This window comes from Paracoccus sp. R86501 (assembly GCF_042466435.1).
In the GTDB taxonomy this organism is placed as follows: Bacteria; Pseudomonadota; Alphaproteobacteria; order Rhodobacterales; family Rhodobacteraceae; genus Paracoccus.
On the sequence record NZ_JAXHPZ010000001.1, the window covers coordinates 710,794 to 726,124 of the forward strand.

The following is a 15,331-nucleotide window of genomic DNA, read 5'->3' on the forward strand; positions in this document are numbered from 1 at the left end:
TCACCTTGCCGGGACGAATACGGTGGCGGGACGGGCTTGCGGGGCGCGGATGGTCATCCACATGTTCCAGACCATCACCAGACCACCGGCCAGGTACAGGACGCCGCCCAGACCGCGCACCACATACATCGGGAACTTGGCAGCCACCGTGTCGGCGAAGGAGTTGACCAGGAAGCCGTTGGCATCGACCTCGCGCCACATCAGGCCCTCCATGATGCCGGTGACCCACATGGATGATGCGTAGAGAACGATGCCAAGCGTCGCCAACCAGAAGTGCAGGTTGATGGCCGACATCGAATGCATCTGCTTGCGGCCCCAAAGGCGCGGCGTCAGGAAATAGAGGCAGCCAAAGGTGATCATGCCGTTCCAGCCAAGCGCGCCGGAATGGACGTGGCCGATGGTCCAGTCGGTATAGTGGCTGAGGCTGTTGACCGCGCGGATCGACATCATCGGCCCTTCAAAGGTGGACATGCCGTAAAAGGCAAGGCTGGCCACGAACATGCGGATGATGGGGTCGGTGCGGATCTTGTCCCAGGCACCCTCCAGCGTCATCAGACCGTTGATCATGCCACCCCAGCTGGGCATCCACAGGACGATGGAAAACACCATGCCAAGCGTCGCCGCCCAATCGGGCAGGGCGGTATAATGCAAGTGGTGGGGACCGGCCCAGATATACAGAAAGATCAGCGCCCAGAAGTGGATGATCGACAGCTTGTAGCTGTAGACGGGGCGGCCCGCCTGTTTGGGGACGAAGTAATACATCATACCCAGAAAGCCCGCCGTCAGGAAGAAGCCGACGGCGTTATGGCCGTACCACCACTGGGTCATGGCATCCTGAACGCCCGCAAAGACCTGCACGGATTTGGACCCCAGAAGCGATACGGGGATCGACAGGTTGTTGACCACATGCAGCATGGCAACCGTGACGATGAACGCCAGATAAAACCAGTTCGCGACATAGATGTGGCGTTCTTTGCGCTTCAGGATCGTGCCCATGAAGACAGCCAGATAGGTCAGCCAGACGACGGTCAGCCAGATGTCGACATACCATTCCGGCTCAGCGTATTCCTTGGATTGGGTGGCGCCCAGCAGGTATCCGGTCGCGGCCAGCACGATGAACAGCTGGTATCCCCAAAAGACGAACCACGCCGCATTGCCGCCCCACAGCCGCGCCGCACTGGTACGCTGGACGACATAGAACGACGTCGCGATAAGCGCATTGCCGCCAAACGCGAAGATCACCGCGCTGGTGTGCAACGGGCGCAGGCGACCGAAGTTGGCGTATCCCTCGGACCAGTCGAAGTTCAGCGCCGGAAAGGCCAGCTGGAAGGCAATGAAGGTGCCGACCAGAAAGCCCGCGATGCCCCAGAAGGCGGTGGCGATGACGCCCGCGCGGATGGGGCTGTCCATATAGGTGCCGGAAATTGGCTGGATGCGGGGTTCATCGACCCGGCGCAATTGCCACAGGCACAGCCCGCCCGCGATCAGCATGACGATGGTCGCATGCACCGAATAGGCCAGATCGCGCCCAAGGTCTGCTGCCATCGCCGCCAGCAGGGTGATCAGCGCCAGAATGGCGATCCTTGTAAACTGCATGTCGTCCTCATGTCGAAGCGCGCCCGGGTGCGGGCCGCGCCCCGGCAGTCGCACGGGGGGCAGGGTGGCTTCCTTGACATGGATCAAACAGGATCACGAACCCGGCATTTATTCCGGATCGCTGCGGCGGTCAGATAATGGGACCGCCATCGCCGTCTTCACCGGCCTCGGCCGACAGGGCCTCGAAGTCGGGGATGAAGACCTTGCGGGTTTGGCGCAGATCGATCAGGCCGTCCTTGCGCAGGGCGGTCATCTGGCGGCTGGTGGTTTCGATGGTCAGGCCCAGATGATCGGCCAGTTCCTCGCGCGTCAGGGGCAGGTTCAGCGTGACACCGCCACCGGGCAGGCGACCGCCCATGCCCTGCGCCTGCCGCCGCGTCAGGCTGACCAGAAAGGCCGCCAGTTTTTCGCGCGCCGTCATGCGGCCCAGCACCACCGCCCAGTCCCGCGCCGCGTCCAGTTCATCCAGCGACATGGTCAGCAGGCGCGTGGCGATATGGGGGGTTTCGCGAACCATGCGCTCGAACGCGCCGCGTTCGAAACGGCAGACCGTCACCTCGTTCAGGGCCTGCACGTCGAAGGCCGATTGCGCCCGACCCGGTCGCCCGATGAAATCGGATGGCAGCAGCAGGCCGACGGTCTGGCGACGCCCATCCTCCAACGTGCGGGACATGGTGGCGCAACCCGAGACGATGGACGAGAAATGGTCCAGCCTTTCCCCCGCCGAGGCAAGATGCGCCCCCGCGGCATAGGTCTGATAGGTCTTGACCCGTTCCAGAACGGCCAGTTCGTCCGCATCGCAATCGGCGCAGACGGCGCGGAAGCGGATCGGACAGTCGTTGCAGGCGATGATCGTGGTCAAACGTGTCATGGCCGTTGTTTTACATCCGCATTTGATTTCGATCAATGAATGGTGGGTCGTGGCGCGACTAATTCGGGGCCATGACACATGATCCCTTGCATCACGCCCTGCTGAATGCGCGTGCGCCGCGCTATACCAGCTATCCGCCCGCCGACCGGTTTTCGGATCTGATCGGGTCCGACACACATCAGGACTGGCTGCGCGCCATCCCGTCCGGCAGCACGCTGTCGCTTTATGTGCATGTGCCCTATTGTCGGCGACTGTGCTGGTTCTGCGCCTGTCGCACGCAGGGCGCACGCAGCGATGCGCCGCTGGAGCACTATCTGGACCATCTGGAGCGCGAGATTGCGATGATCCGCGCCCATCTGCCCGATCACATCGGTATCGGCGCGCTGCATCTGGGGGGTGGGACGCCGACGATCCTGTCGCCCGACCGCCTGAACCGCCTTGGGGCGATGTTGCGCGCGGCCTTCCCGATGGATGACGCCACCCGCGTCTCGGTCGAGATCGACCCCTGCGATTGCGACGATGCGCGGCTGGATGCGCTGATGGGGTTGGGGATGAACCGTGCCTCGATCGGGGTGCAGGATTTCGACCCCTCGGTGCAGGCGGCCATCGGGCGTCAGCAATCGGCGGAACGCACGGTGAATATGGTGCTGGGCCTGCGCGCACGGGGTGTGACCAGCGTGAACATGGACCTGCTTTACGGGCTGCCGCACCAGACGGGCCGGCGACTGGCGCGGACCTTGCGGACGGTTCTGGCGATGCAGCCCGACCGGATAGCACTTTATGGATATGCCCATGTGCCCTGGGTGGCGCGCAGGCAGGCGCTGATCCCCGAAGATGCGCTGCCCACCGCGCAGGAACGGCTGGACCTGTCCGATCTGGCGCGCGACATCCTGCTGGCCAGCGATTACGACGCCGTGGGCATCGACCACTTCGCCCGACAGGGGGACAGCCTTGCGCAGGCCAGCCGCGAGGGTCGGCTGCGGCGCAATTTTCAGGGCTATACCACCGACCCGAACCCGATCCTGCTGGGGATCGGCCCATCTGCCATATCCCGGCTGCCGCAGGGCTATGTCCAGAATATCGCCGCGACCGCCGGTTGGCAGCAGGCCGTTGCCCAAGATAACCTGCCAACCGCGCGCGGGGTGCAGATGACGCCGCAGGATCACACCATCGCCGCCGTGATCGAGGCGCTGATGTGCTATGGCCGCGCCGATCTGCCCGCCCTTGCCGGTGATGCGACGCTGGCCACATTCTGCGTGGCGCGGGCCAGGGCGGCCTTGGCCCGCTATCCCGGCGCGGGGCGGCTGCAGGACGGCGTGCTGACGCTGACCGATCTACGGGTTGCCCGTCTGGTCGCGCAGGTCTTCGACACGGGCGGGGAGGGGCAACAGCGCCGCTATAGCCAGGCCAGCTGACCGTCTGCCCGATTTTTGCACAATCTTCGGGATGTTTGCCACGCATACCGTGGCATGGCTGGCCCCCGCCGCGCCCCCGCGATACCCCGCCCTGAACCGACATGAAGGAGCGGACCCATGACTTTGAAATCGTTGAAGACCGGTGCGGCGGCACTGGCCCTGCTGACGGCCATGCCTGCGGTCGCGGGGGCCGCCACCCTTGCGCCCAAAGTGCTGGTCATCGCCATGTTCGAGGCGGAATCCGCCCCCTGGCTGGCCAACATGGACCTGCCCGACAAGATCACCGTTCCCGGACTGCCAAAGGGTGGCGATACCCTGTCCTGCAATGCCGATCTGTGTGTGATGACGACGACGATGGGCTATGCCAATGCGGCAAGCTCGACCATGGCGGTGGCGTTTTCCGATCAGCTGGACCTGACGCAAAGCTATGTTCTGGTGGCGGGCATTGCGGGCGTGGACCCCGAAAACGGCACGTTGGGTTCGGCGGCCTGGGCCGATCATGTCGTCGATACCGGTCTTGTGCACCGCATCGACAGCCGTGACGCGCCAAGCGACTGGACCAGCCAGATCGTCGAACTGGGCGCGAAGACCCCCGGCGAAAAGCCCGGCTGGACCGCAGGGTCCGAGGTCTTCACCCTGAACCCCGCGCTTGTCGATGCGGCCTATCAGGCCACCAAGGATGTCGAACTGGCCGACAGCGAACAGGCGGCTGCCTATCGCGCGAACTATACGCAGGAGGCCGCCAAAGCCGCGCCTTCGGTAATGGTTTGCGCATCGGTGTCGTCGGACACCTATTGGCACGGCAAGATCATCGGCGACGAGGTCGCAGCCCATACCGCCCTGCTGACCGACGGCGCGGCCGATTACTGCATGAGCCAGATGGAAGACAATGCCACGCTGACCGCATTGACCCGTGCGGCGGATGCGGGCCGCCTCGATTTCGACCGTGTGGCCGTTCTGCGCACCGCCTCGAATTTCGACCGGGCGCATGAGGGGCAGGATACGGCGGCGTCGCTGGCGGCGACCTCGGGCGGGTTCGGGCCTGCGACGGAAAATGCCTATCGCGTCGGCCACGCTTTCGCCGATGCGGTGATTTCCGATTGGGACCGTTTCGCCAAGGGCGTGCAGCCCGAATGATGATCCGCTGCCGGGGCGATCACGCCCCGGCAGCAGTCTTTCAGCGCAGTTCCGCGCAGGCCTTGGCGATGGCCGCGCAAGCGCCCTCGATCACCTCCATCGAGGTGGCGGTCGAGATGCGGAAATAAGGCTCCAGCCCATATGCCCCGCCATGGACCGATGCCACGCCCGCCGCATCCAGCAGATAGAGGCTGAAATCCAGATCATTGCTGATCATCTTGCCGTCCGGCGTCGTCTTGCCGATCATGCCCGCGCAATTCGGATACAGATAGAAGGCCCCGTCCGGCAGGCTGCATTCCAGACCCGGAATGGCGTTGATCAGCTCATGCGCGCGGTCGCGGCGCTGGCGATAGACCTGAACGGCGCGATCGACCTCGGACTGGTCTTCGGTCAGGGCGGCGGCAGCAGCGGCCTGGCTGATCGACGACGGACAGGACGACATCTGCGACTGCAGCTTGTTGATCGCATTGACCAGGTCCTGCGGGCCGACGCCGTAACCGATGCGCCAGCCAGTCATGGCATAGGATTTCGACACCCCGTTCACGACCAGCGCCTGATCCTTCAGTTCCGGCACGACGCCAAGAATGCTGCAGACATCGAAATCTGCGTACCAGATGCGGTCATAGATCTCGTCGCACATGACCAGCACATGCGGGTGCTTCAGCAGCACCTGCCCAAGGGCGCGCAGTTCCTCGGCGGTATAGGCCGCCCCTGTCGGGTTCGAGGGCGAATTCAGGATCACCCATTTCGTGGCGGGGGTGATCGCGGCCTCCAGCGCGTCGGGGGTCAGCTTGAAGCCGACATCCGACCCGCAGGACACGATGACGGGCGTGCCGCCATTGGCGATGACCATATCGGGATAGGAGACCCAATAGGGGGTCGGGACGATCACCTCGTCCCCCGCCTGCACGGTGGCCATCAGCGCCACGAACAGCACCTGCTTGGCGCCGCCGCCGACGCAGATCTGGTCCAGCGTGCAGTCGATGTTCAGCCGGGTGGAAAAGTCGTGCCGGATCGCCTTGCGCAGCTCGACCGTGCCGTTGACGGGGGTGTATTTCGTCTGGCCGTCCTCCATCGCCTTGACGGCGGCGGCCTTGACGTTGTCGGGCGTGTCGAAGTCGGGTTCGCCCACGGTCAGGTTGAAGATGTGGCGACCCTCGGCCTGCAGGTCGCGCACCTTCTGCGCGGCTGCGGTGCTGGGGGACACGCGGATACTGGTGACCCGATCGGCCAGTTTGATCTTGCTCATGGCGATGCTCGCTTGGGGTTACTTGTTGCCGGTCAGGATGACGTCGTCACCGACGCGCTTGCCGGTGCGCAGACCGCCCGGAACCTGCAGGGTGGGCAGCAGCTCGATCATGCCGATGTTGACGTATTGCGGCGCGCCGACCGCGTATTCCACGGCATCCGCGATATCCGAGGTCTGCGGGATCTCGAATCCCTCGTAGTATTTGCGATTGGCTTCTGCGGGATCGATCTTTTCGACCTTGGCGAAGATGTCGGTTTCGACGCGTCCGGGGCTGACCTCGGTGACGCGGACGCGGCGACCGAAGGCATCGACGCGCAGCTGGCGCGACACGGTGTGCATGGCGGCTTTGGTGGCGTGATAGGCGATATGGCCGCCGAATTCGTAATGACCCGCCATCGAGGTGATGTTGACGATATGGCCACGGTCACGCTCCATCATGCCGGGCAGCAGCAGGCGGCACAGCTGCAGCCCCGCGCGCAGGTTCACGTCGATCTGTTCGTCGATGTCATAAGCGTTCGAGGTCAGGATGCTGCCCGGACGCGACACGCCCGCATTGTTGACCAGAACGTCGATTTCCAGCCCTTCGACCATCTTGGTCAGCGCCTCGGTGTCGGACACGTCGCCGACCAGCGGGATGACACCGCAGAGGTCCTGCAGTTCTTTCAGCTTTTCCTCGTTGCGGGCAACGCCATAGACGGTCAGCCCCTTCGAGCGCAGGCGTTCGGCAATTGCCCAGCCCATGCCACCCGAGGCGCCGGTTACCAATGCGGTTTTGTAATCGGTAAAGGCCATGTTGATACTCTCCTGTGAATGTCTTGGTCAGTTCTGGCGCGACAGCGGCGTGATGGTTCCGCCCTGCGCGGTGATGCCGTCGCGCAGCCTGCGCGCCAGATCGACCGCGCCGGCCGTATCGGAGTGGACAAGGATCGACTGGACGGGCATCGCGATGATCTGTCCGTCCACGGTATCGATCTGCTGGTTGCGAATGACGCGCATGACGCGGGCGACGACCTGTTCGGGGTCGTGGATGACCGCTCCGGCCTGGCTACGCGGCGCCAGCTGGCCGTCGGCCAGATAGCCGCGATCGGCCAGAAACAGGCGGATGGCCCGCCCGCCCATCGACAGCGCCGCCTGTTCCAGCTGGCTGCCCGGCAGGACCAGAAAGGCGATCTCGGGGTCGAAATCCAACGTGGCGCGGGCGACGGCATGGGCCACGGCGGGATCGCTGCTGGCTAGGTTCCCAAGCGCGCCATGCGGGTTCATGTGGGTGATGCGGTGCCCCGCACGCCCCGCCAGCGCCCCAAGCGCGCCCAGCTGATAGAGGACATGCGCCTGCAGTTCGTCCAGATCCATGTCGATCTTGCGACGGCCAAAGCCCATGCGGTCGGGAAAGCTGACATGCGCGCCCAGATCGACGCCATGTTCCAGCGCCATGCGGATGGTGCGGTCCATGATGACCGGATCGCCGGCATGATACCCGCAGGCCACATTGGCCGAGCTGACCTGAGACATTAGCGCCTCGTCGTCGGCGATGCGATAGGGGCCGAAGCCCTCGCCCATGTCGGAGTTGATGTCGATGATCATGCGTCGGCCTCCAGTTCCGCAATGGTGTCGCCGTATCCGGTCAGCTTGCCGGTTGCGGGCAGGTCGCTGGCGATGCGTCCGGCGACTGGGGCGGTGACGGCGGCGCGAATGTCGCCGCGGGTGACATAGCCGATGACCTCGCCCGCCTGCACATCGTCGCCTTGGGCCAAGGCGGGCAGCCCGTCATCGCTGCCACGCGGCAGGAAGGTGCCGATTTCAGGGCTGGTGGCGGCGATCAGGGCGGGCGGCGCTGGCGGTGCCAAGGGGGTCGCAACGCTGGCGGCAAGCGACAGCCGCAGCAGCGCGTCATCGCCGGTGATTTCAAGCCAGTTGACGCCATTCGCGCGCATGGCGTCCAACAGGCGGTCCATTTCGGGTTCGGTGAACATCAGGCCCAGCCTTTCTGTCGTGTTGTGAAGTCGTCGATCTGCCGCGACAGGTCCGCCAGCATCGCGCGGTGATCGGCTTCGGACTGCGCCGCGTCTGCCAGCGAAACCTGACGGAACCGCAGGGTGTCGCCGGGGCGGGCCTGGGCGATGCGCCACAGGTCAGGCTCGATCACGGCGGCGATCTTGGGATAGCCGCCCATCGTGGCGGAATTGGCCAGCTGGATGATCGGCTGCCCGCCGCCCGGAACCTGCACGATGCCGGGGCCGATGCCGTGGGACCGCAGTTCCTGACCGGGCGTGCAGGTCAGCACTGGTCCCTCAAGCCGGTAACCTTGACGGTTGCTTTGCTGGCCGACCATGAAGCCGCCCGACCAGAACGCCTGCTGCGCCTCGTCGGTGAAATCGGGATATTCGGTCGAGGGCAGCGCCCGCAGCGTGATCGCGCCGTCAGCATCGCGCAATTCCGGCAGGCTCAGGCTGAGGCCACCTGCGGGCAGCACCGCCTGACCCAATGGGCGCAGGACGTCACCGGCAGCGATGGCGCGACCCTGATGGCCGCCGAAGCCTTCGCGCAGCTGCGTGCTGCGCGATCCCAGCACCAAGGGCACATCGATGCCGCCCGCCAGCGCCAGATAGACCTGCGCGCCGCTGGTCATCGGTCCCAGTTGCAGGACCTGTCCGGCCTTGGCCATGCCCGCCCAGACACGCGGCAGCGGCAGGCCGTCCAGCGTCGCACCGCAACTTGCACCGACCAGCGCGAAGGCACCGTCCGCGGTAAAGCGCAGCTTGGCGGGCGTCAGGCCGATTTCCAGCGTGGCGGCATTGGCGTCATTGCCCAGCATCAGGTTGGCGATGCGGTGGGACAGGCTGTCCATGGCACCGGCGCGGCCCAGACCCTGGGCCCAATATCCGTCACGGCCCAGATCCTGAACGGTGGCGGCGGGGGGGATGAACAGGGCCTCGATCATGGTGCCACCTTCACGGGGTTGAAGCGGATGCGATCGCCCGGTCCCAGAAGCGCGGCGGGGTCGCGCGCCGGGTCGAAAAAGCTGACCGAGGTGCTGCCGATAGTGTTCCAGCCGCTTGGTCCGGCCGATGCCGAGACGCCGGTCTGCAGACCCGCCAGCGACAGCGATCCACCGGGCAGGCGCGGCAGGGGGACCTTGCGGCGGGGCGTTTCGAGGCGCGGGTCCAGACCACCCAAATAGCAGTATCCCGCGTGGCTGCCGACGGCATAGACGGTGTAATCGGGGGCCGAATGCAGGGCCACCAGCTGATTGATGGTCATGTCAGTCATTTCCGCCACCTCGGCCAGATGGGGGCCGTCATAGGCGATGTCGATGGTCAGCAACTGGCCCTCGACCTCCTTGCGGATGCCGCTGGACCAGAGCGCGGTCAGATCGGCCAGCAGGGCATCGGTATCGGTCGGGACATGGTCCAGCAACAGCGTGACATTGGTCATGCCGGGCACGGCCTCGCGTACGCCGGGCCAATGGGCTGCCCGGTCGGCGATGGCCCAGAACCGTTGCTGGCTGGCAAGATCGAAGGGGCAGGGTGCCTGAAACAGCACCGCGCGGCTGCCGATCATGGAAATCATCGGATCACGCATCTTGGGCCTTTCTGCTGTCCAGCCAATGTTCCAGATGGTGGATGCTGACGCCGCCCTCGGCAAAGCCGGGATTGGCCAGCATCTGCAGGTGCAGCGGGATATTGGTGGACACCCCGCTGACGGATGTTTCGGCCAGCGCGCTGCGGATGCGGGCCAATGCCTCGGCGCGGTCGGCGCCATGGGCGATGATCTTGCCGATCATTGAATCGTAGCTGGCTGGGATGTCGCAGCCCGCGCTGACATGGGTATCCACGCGGATGCCGGGGCCGCCGGGGATGTGCATGGCGGTAATCAGGCCGGGGCTGGGGGCGAAGCTGTCGGGGTCTTCGGCATTGATGCGGCATTCGATGGAATGGCCCCGCGTCACGATCTGGTCCTGCGTCACGGTCAGCGCATTGCCGCGTGCCACGTCGATCTGCATGGCGACGATGTCCAGACCGGTGACCATTTCCGTCACGGGATGTTCGACCTGAATGCGGGTGTTCATCTCGATGAAGAAGAACTGGCCGTCCTCATAGAGGAACTCGAAGGTGCCAGCGCCGACATAGCCGATCTCGCGGCAGGAGGCGGCGCAGCGTTCGCCGATCTGCGCGATCAGGGCGCGGTCGATGCCGGGGGCGGGGGCCTCTTCGATCATCTTCTGGTGGCGGCGCTGCATGGAACAGTCGCGGTCGCCCAGCCACAGCGCGTTGCCATGCGCATCGGCCAGCACCTGAATTTCCACGTGACGGGGCTTTTGCAGGAATTTCTCGATATAGATGTCGGGATTGCCGAAAAAGCGCGTGGCCTCCTGGCGGGTCAGCATGAAGGCATCGGCCAGCTGGCTGTCGTCATGGACGACGCGCATTCCGCGCCCGCCACCGCCGCCCGCCGCCTTCAGGATCACCGGATAGCCGATGTCGCGGGCGATCTGGCGGATGGCCTCGGGGTCGTCGGGCAGCACGCTGTCGGGGCCGGGGACGCAGGGCACGCCGGTCGCGATCATCGCGCGCTTGGCCTGAACCTTGTCGCCCATCTGCGCCATGACGCGGGCGTTCGGCCCGATCAGGGTCAGGCCCGCAGCCTCGACGGCTTCGGCAAACTCGGGGCGTTCAGACAAAAAGCCATAGCCCGGATGGATCAGCCCCGCGCCGGTGGCCTGCGCTGCCGCGATCAGGGCGGGAATGTTCAGATAGCTTTTGACGGCAGGCGCCGGGCCGATGCAGATCGCCTGATCGGCCAGCTGAAGATAGGGCGCGCCGCGGTCGGCCTGCGAAAAGGCGCAGACCACCCGCAGGTTCAGGCGGCGGCAGGCGCGGATGATGCGCAGGGCGATTTCACCCCGGTTGGCGACCAGCACGGTGTTCATGTCGATATCGGGCATCAGCTTATCCTGACCAGGGAGTCACCGGCGGCGACCGTCGCGCCGTCCTGCACAAGGATCGCGTCAAGCGTGCCGGACCGCGGGGCAGGGATGGGGGTCATCATCTTCATCGCTTCGATGATGCAGATGGTCTGACCTTCGGTGACCTGCGCGCCGGGCTGGACGAAGGCGTCGCCTCCGGCCTCGGGGCGCAGATGACACAGGCCCGCCAGCGGGGCCGGGACGTCGTAGCCCTGCGTGTCGGCCGCCGGTTCGCAGGGCAGGCTGGCGATGGGGGCGGGGGATGCGGTCAGGGCGCTTTGGCCGCGCCGGATGGTGATCCGGTGCCCGTCTTCCAGGCAGGCGAATTCGTCCAGATGCCTGCGCGCCGCCCATTCCATCCTTGCTATGATGGATTCGATGCTGATCGACATGAGATGCGTGGTTTCCTGTTGGCAGTTTTCTTGTCTTGCCCCGAACCTAGCATTGGCACTTTTTGATGATGTCAGATCGCTTTCGCATGACCGGCCCCGCTGCTATCGCGATTTCCGATCACGTCAGAGGCAGACGTTCTTATGCGCGGCAAAAGGCGCCGCCTATGGTTGGCGCAGGACCGCGGACGCAAGCCCGCACCCCCGCTTCAAGCAGAAAGATCAGAACCTTGCCCCATATCATCACCAAGATCGAACGTGCCGCCGCAGCAGATGTCGCGGCCCTTGCGCCCTTCGGCAGCGCCACCATCCACGAAGCGCAGGGCAGGCTGGGCGCGCTGTCCTCGGACCTGAAACCGATCCACCGCGACATGCGCCTTTGCGGACCCGCCTTCACCGTCGCCAGTGCGCCGCGCGACAACATCATGCTGCAACTGGCAATCCATTACGCACAGCCCGGCGATGTCATCATCATGTCCGCCGGCGCCTATTCCGAGGCCGGCTGCTTTGGCGACGTGCTGGGCAACGCCTGCCTTGCCAAGGGCATCGCGGGCGTCGTCACCGATACCGGCGTACGCGACACGCAGGAACTGATCCGCCTTGGTCTGCCGGTCTTTTCGATGTCGGTCTGCATCAAGGGCACGGTCAAGGAAACGCTTGGTCAGATCAACGGCGACATCGTCATCGGCGGTCAGGTCGTGCGTCCGGGTGACGTGATCAACGGCGATGCGGACGGCCTGGTCGTCGTCAAACGCGAAGACGCCGCCGAGGTCGCCCGCCTGTCCGCTGAACGCGAAGAGGCCGAGGCGGGCTTCATCGAGGCCTATAAATCCGGTCGCACCATCATCGATGTCTGCAATCTGGAAGCGGTGCTGACGCACAAGGGTCTGACAACGGACCTGTGACCACCCGATGCGCGCGCCCCCGGACGGGGCGCGCGTGTCCTGTCAGCGCGCGGCCGATGCTTCGGTTGTCAGGCGCTTGAGTTCGTCGCGCACCACGCCCGCCGCCTCGGACAGAGGCAGCTGCGCTGAAACGCAGATCGACATGCTGACCTTCATGTTGGGACGCCGGATGCGATAGCTGCGGGCATCGGGAAAGCGGCGCTGCAGGGCGCGGGTCGCGGATTCGGGCAGGATCGTGCTGCCCAGCCCTTCGGCCAGCGCATTCGACAGGATCGAGATCGTCTCGGTCTGCGCGATGACCTGCGCGTTCAGCCCCGCGCGCGCCAGCGTCATGTCGATCACCTGCCGCACGGTATGGATCGGGCTGGGTAGGATCAGCGGATGCGACAGCGCATCGGCAAAGGATATCTCTCCGTCCTCGATGCCGTCCTCGATGCCGTCTTCGGGGGCGTCGATGCGAGTGCCGACGAAGAACAGTTCTTCGGTGCAGACGGGTTCGAAGGACAGGCTGGGGATCTTGCCCGGATCGAAGATCAGCGCGACGTCCATCTTGCCCGTCATGATCTGTTCACTGATGACACCGCCGCCAACTGCCTCATTTATGTGCAACAGGATGCCGGGATGTTTTTCGCGCATCACCTGCATCAACTGCGCCGCGACCAGCGATCCAAGGCCCAAAGGCGCCAGACCCACGCTGACGGTGCCCGTGATCTCTTCGGAGGAGGTTGCGATATCGCGCTCGGCCTGCTCCATCTGCCGGATGATGGTCTGGCAATGTCTGTACAGGTATTTTCCCGCTTCGGTCGGAACGACGCCCCGTTTCGACCGCAAAAGCAATGGCTTGCCGAAATGCGTCTCCAGCGCGGCGATCTGCTGGCTCAGCGCGGGCTGGGCGATGTGCAGGATGGCCGAGGCGCGGGTGATGCTGCCGATATCCACGATTTTGACGAAGGCGTTCAGTCGTTTGATGTCCATGTCGCTTGGTCGATCCTCCGTGGGGTGGCTGTCTTGCGGACCGCCTATACCGCATGCTTGGACGGGGTGCACGGATGCATAAGCATTCGCGATCATGTCAGATGTATCGCGTCTTTCCGCCCTCGACCGGTGGCCGCTAAGGTCCGGGGTGCAGACATACAACAGACGCTAGACGCGCACCCCGTACCGCATCGAATGAGACGGGGCAGATAGCAGGGAGTTTGGGAATGACGCTTAAATCACTTCTTATGGGGGCCGCGACCGTCGTGCTGATGGCCCAGACCGCCGGTGCCGAAACCCGGCTGAGCCTGTCCGAGGTTCTGCCCGACGGCAACTTCATGACCGAAAACGCCAAGACCTTCGCCGAGGCCGTCAAAGAGGCCACCGACGGCGAGGTGGTCATCACCGTCCATCCCGCCGGTTCGCTTGGTTTCAAGGGCCCCGACCAGCTGGGTGCGGTGCGCGACGGTCTGGCCGACATGGGCGATGTCAACATCAGCCAGCAGGTCGGTCTGAACCCCTTGTTCGGCGCCGAGGGCGTGCCCTTCCTGGTCGAGGACATGGAGGATCTTGCCGCCTATCACGAGGTTCTGCGCCCCGAGTTCGAGAAGCTGGCCGAACGCTACAACCAGAAGATCCTGTATATGGTGCCCTCGCCGGCACAATACGTTTATCTGAAGACCAAGGTCGAGGATATCGACGACTTCCACGGCATCACCGTGCGTGGCGCCGACAAGAACACCGTGGACATCGTCTCCAGCCTTGGCATGGACGGCATCGCGATGCCTTGGGGCGAATTGCTGCCCGCGCTGGCATCGGGCCGCGTGCAGGGCGTTGCGACCTCGGCCACCTCGGGGGTGGACGGCAAGTTCTGGGAATTCCTGGATTACATCTATCCCACCAACCACACCTGGGGTTCGAACGCGGTCACCATCAATCTGGACAAGTGGAACAGCCTGTCCGAGGAAGATCGGACCGCCATCCAGAAGGTCGCCACCGACCTGCAGCCCGGCTTCTGGGACATCTCGCGCCAGAGCGACGTCAACAGCGTCGCCACCATGACCGAGAACGGCATGGAACTGGTCGAGATCTCGGACGATCTGATGGCCCAGATCAAGGAAAAGGCCCAGGGCGTTCAGGACGAATTCTTCGAACGCGTGCCTGATGCCAAGCCCGTGGCCGATGCCTATCTGGCTGCACGGAACGGGCAGTAAGATGATGTGTGACGGCACGGATTACCTGCCGAAGGCCGGTCCGCGCGGTCCGATCGCCGCCCTGCAGAGGGCGGCGGATCTGGCATCGCTTGCCGGGGCGTGGATCGCAGGGCTGTGCATCGTCGCGCTGACGCTGCTGGTGCTGATCGACACGCTGATGGCTTTTGTCAGCCGCATGATCCCGGCCTTTCCGTCGGGCACCGGCGTGGGGTGGGAATACAGCGCCTATCTGATGGGGGCGGCCTTCCTGCTGGGGTCCGGCATGACGCTGCGCGCCGGCCTGCAGTTGCGGGTCGAGCTGTTGCTGGCCGCTGGCAAGGGCCGCTTCGCGCGCCTGATCGAATGCATGTCCGCGCTGCTGGGCTGTATCGTGACGGTGCCGCTGACGGTCTGGCTGGCGCAATTCGCCCATCGCACCTGGACCTATGGCGAGGTGTCCCAGGACAGCTTCACGCCCCTGTGGATCCCGCAGGTCGTATTGGCCGTGGGCGCGGGCATCCTGGCCTTCCAAATGGTCGCGCGGCTTTTCACGGCCCTGATCGGGCATCCCGTTAACAACCCGGCGCTTGGCGCGGCCAGCGCCATCGAATGATCTGAAAGGGGCGGCGCAGATC

The 15,331-nt window shown here is 64.8% G+C and carries 16 protein-coding genes; 5 read left to right on the plus strand and 11 right to left on the minus strand.

Features of this window, described 5'->3' with window-relative positions; genetic code table 11:
- Positions 1–1,596: a cytochrome-c oxidase, cbb3-type subunit I gene (ccoN, locus tag SJY40_RS03550; protein ID WP_378942818.1), complete on the minus strand. Its 1,596-nt coding sequence runs from the start codon at positions 1,594–1,596 to the stop codon at positions 1–3.
- A gap of 130 nt (positions 1,597–1,726) precedes the next feature.
- Positions 1,727–2,467: a transcriptional regulator FnrL gene (fnrL, locus tag SJY40_RS03555; RefSeq protein ID WP_378942821.1), complete on the minus strand. Its 741-nt coding sequence runs from the start codon at positions 2,465–2,467 to the stop codon at positions 1,727–1,729.
- Positions 2,468–2,538: 71 nt separating this feature from the next.
- On the opposite strand from fnrL, the gene hemN reads away from it, so the two are divergent.
- Both hemN and SJY40_RS03565 read left to right on the plus strand, forming a co-directional pair.
- Positions 2,539–3,882 carry an oxygen-independent coproporphyrinogen III oxidase gene (hemN, locus tag SJY40_RS03560; RefSeq protein ID WP_378942823.1) on the plus strand — a complete coding sequence of 448 codons (1,344 nt, stop codon included), beginning with the start codon at positions 2,539–2,541 and terminating at the stop codon, positions 3,880–3,882.
- A 117-nt stretch (positions 3,883–3,999) separates the two neighbouring features.
- Complete coding sequence (locus SJY40_RS03565; protein ID WP_378942826.1) at positions 4,000–5,019, plus strand: purine-nucleoside phosphorylase; 1,020 nt, start codon at positions 4,000–4,002, stop codon at positions 5,017–5,019.
- Between the two features lie 40 nt (positions 5,020–5,059).
- On the opposite strand, the gene SJY40_RS03570 is transcribed toward SJY40_RS03565, so the two are convergent.
- The 8 genes from SJY40_RS03570 to SJY40_RS03605 are packed head-to-tail and all read right to left on the minus strand — an operon-like array spanning position 5,060 to position 11,626.
- Positions 5,060–6,268, minus strand: coding sequence for an aspartate transaminase (locus tag SJY40_RS03570; RefSeq protein ID WP_378942829.1), 1,209 nt, complete (start codon positions 6,266–6,268; stop codon positions 5,060–5,062).
- Between the two features lie 18 nt (positions 6,269–6,286).
- Positions 6,287–7,060 carry an SDR family oxidoreductase gene (locus SJY40_RS03575; RefSeq protein ID WP_378942831.1) on the minus strand — a complete coding sequence of 258 codons (774 nt, stop codon included), beginning with the start codon at positions 7,058–7,060 and terminating at the stop codon, positions 6,287–6,289.
- Between the two features lie 27 nt (positions 7,061–7,087).
- Positions 7,088–7,852 (minus strand): LamB/YcsF family protein, encoded by a 765-nt coding sequence (locus SJY40_RS03580; protein ID WP_378942834.1) that lies wholly within the window; start codon positions 7,850–7,852, stop codon positions 7,088–7,090.
- On the minus strand, positions 7,849–8,241 hold the full coding sequence (locus tag SJY40_RS03585) for a hypothetical protein (RefSeq protein WP_378942836.1): 393 nt from the start codon (positions 8,239–8,241) through the stop codon (positions 7,849–7,851). Before SJY40_RS03585 ends, SJY40_RS03580 begins: the two co-directional genes overlap by 4 nt.
- Positions 8,241–9,209 carry a biotin-dependent carboxyltransferase family protein gene (locus SJY40_RS03590; RefSeq protein WP_378942838.1) on the minus strand — a complete coding sequence of 323 codons (969 nt, stop codon included), beginning with the start codon at positions 9,207–9,209 and terminating at the stop codon, positions 8,241–8,243. The genes SJY40_RS03585 and SJY40_RS03590 overlap by 1 nt, the downstream gene beginning before the upstream one ends.
- Positions 9,206–9,850: a 5-oxoprolinase subunit PxpB gene (gene pxpB, locus SJY40_RS03595; protein ID WP_378942840.1), complete on the minus strand. Its 645-nt coding sequence runs from the start codon at positions 9,848–9,850 to the stop codon at positions 9,206–9,208. The genes SJY40_RS03590 and pxpB overlap by 4 nt, the downstream gene beginning before the upstream one ends.
- Positions 9,843–11,213, minus strand: a complete 1,371-nt coding sequence (accC, locus tag SJY40_RS03600) for an acetyl-CoA carboxylase biotin carboxylase subunit (protein WP_378942842.1) — start codon at positions 11,211–11,213, stop codon at positions 9,843–9,845. The genes pxpB and accC overlap by 8 nt, the downstream gene beginning before the upstream one ends.
- Positions 11,213–11,626: an acetyl-CoA carboxylase biotin carboxyl carrier protein gene (locus tag SJY40_RS03605; RefSeq protein WP_378942844.1), complete on the minus strand. Its 414-nt coding sequence runs from the start codon at positions 11,624–11,626 to the stop codon at positions 11,213–11,215. The genes accC and SJY40_RS03605 overlap by 1 nt, the downstream gene beginning before the upstream one ends.
- Before the next feature lie 227 nt (positions 11,627–11,853).
- Between SJY40_RS03605 and SJY40_RS03610 the strand changes: the two genes are divergently transcribed.
- On the plus strand, positions 11,854–12,528 hold the full coding sequence (locus tag SJY40_RS03610; protein WP_378942847.1) for a 4-carboxy-4-hydroxy-2-oxoadipate aldolase/oxaloacetate decarboxylase: 675 nt from the start codon (positions 11,854–11,856) through the stop codon (positions 12,526–12,528).
- A gap of 42 nt (positions 12,529–12,570) precedes the next feature.
- Here the strand turns inward: SJY40_RS03610 and SJY40_RS03615 are convergent, their stop codons facing one another.
- The gene (locus tag SJY40_RS03615; protein WP_378942849.1) at positions 12,571–13,503 is read right to left on the minus strand and encodes a LysR substrate-binding domain-containing protein; all 933 of its coding nucleotides are present in this window, start codon (positions 13,501–13,503) and stop codon (positions 12,571–12,573) included.
- A gap of 227 nt (positions 13,504–13,730) precedes the next feature.
- Between SJY40_RS03615 and SJY40_RS03620 the strand changes: the two genes are divergently transcribed.
- The gene (locus tag SJY40_RS03620) at positions 13,731–14,717 is read left to right on the plus strand and encodes a TRAP transporter substrate-binding protein (protein ID WP_378942851.1); all 987 of its coding nucleotides are present in this window, start codon (positions 13,731–13,733) and stop codon (positions 14,715–14,717) included.
- A gap of 4 nt (positions 14,718–14,721) precedes the next feature.
- Positions 14,722–15,309 (plus strand): TRAP transporter small permease subunit, encoded by a 588-nt coding sequence (locus SJY40_RS03625; RefSeq protein WP_378942853.1) that lies wholly within the window; start codon positions 14,722–14,724, stop codon positions 15,307–15,309.
- The last annotated feature ends 22 nt before the right edge of the window (positions 15,310–15,331 follow it).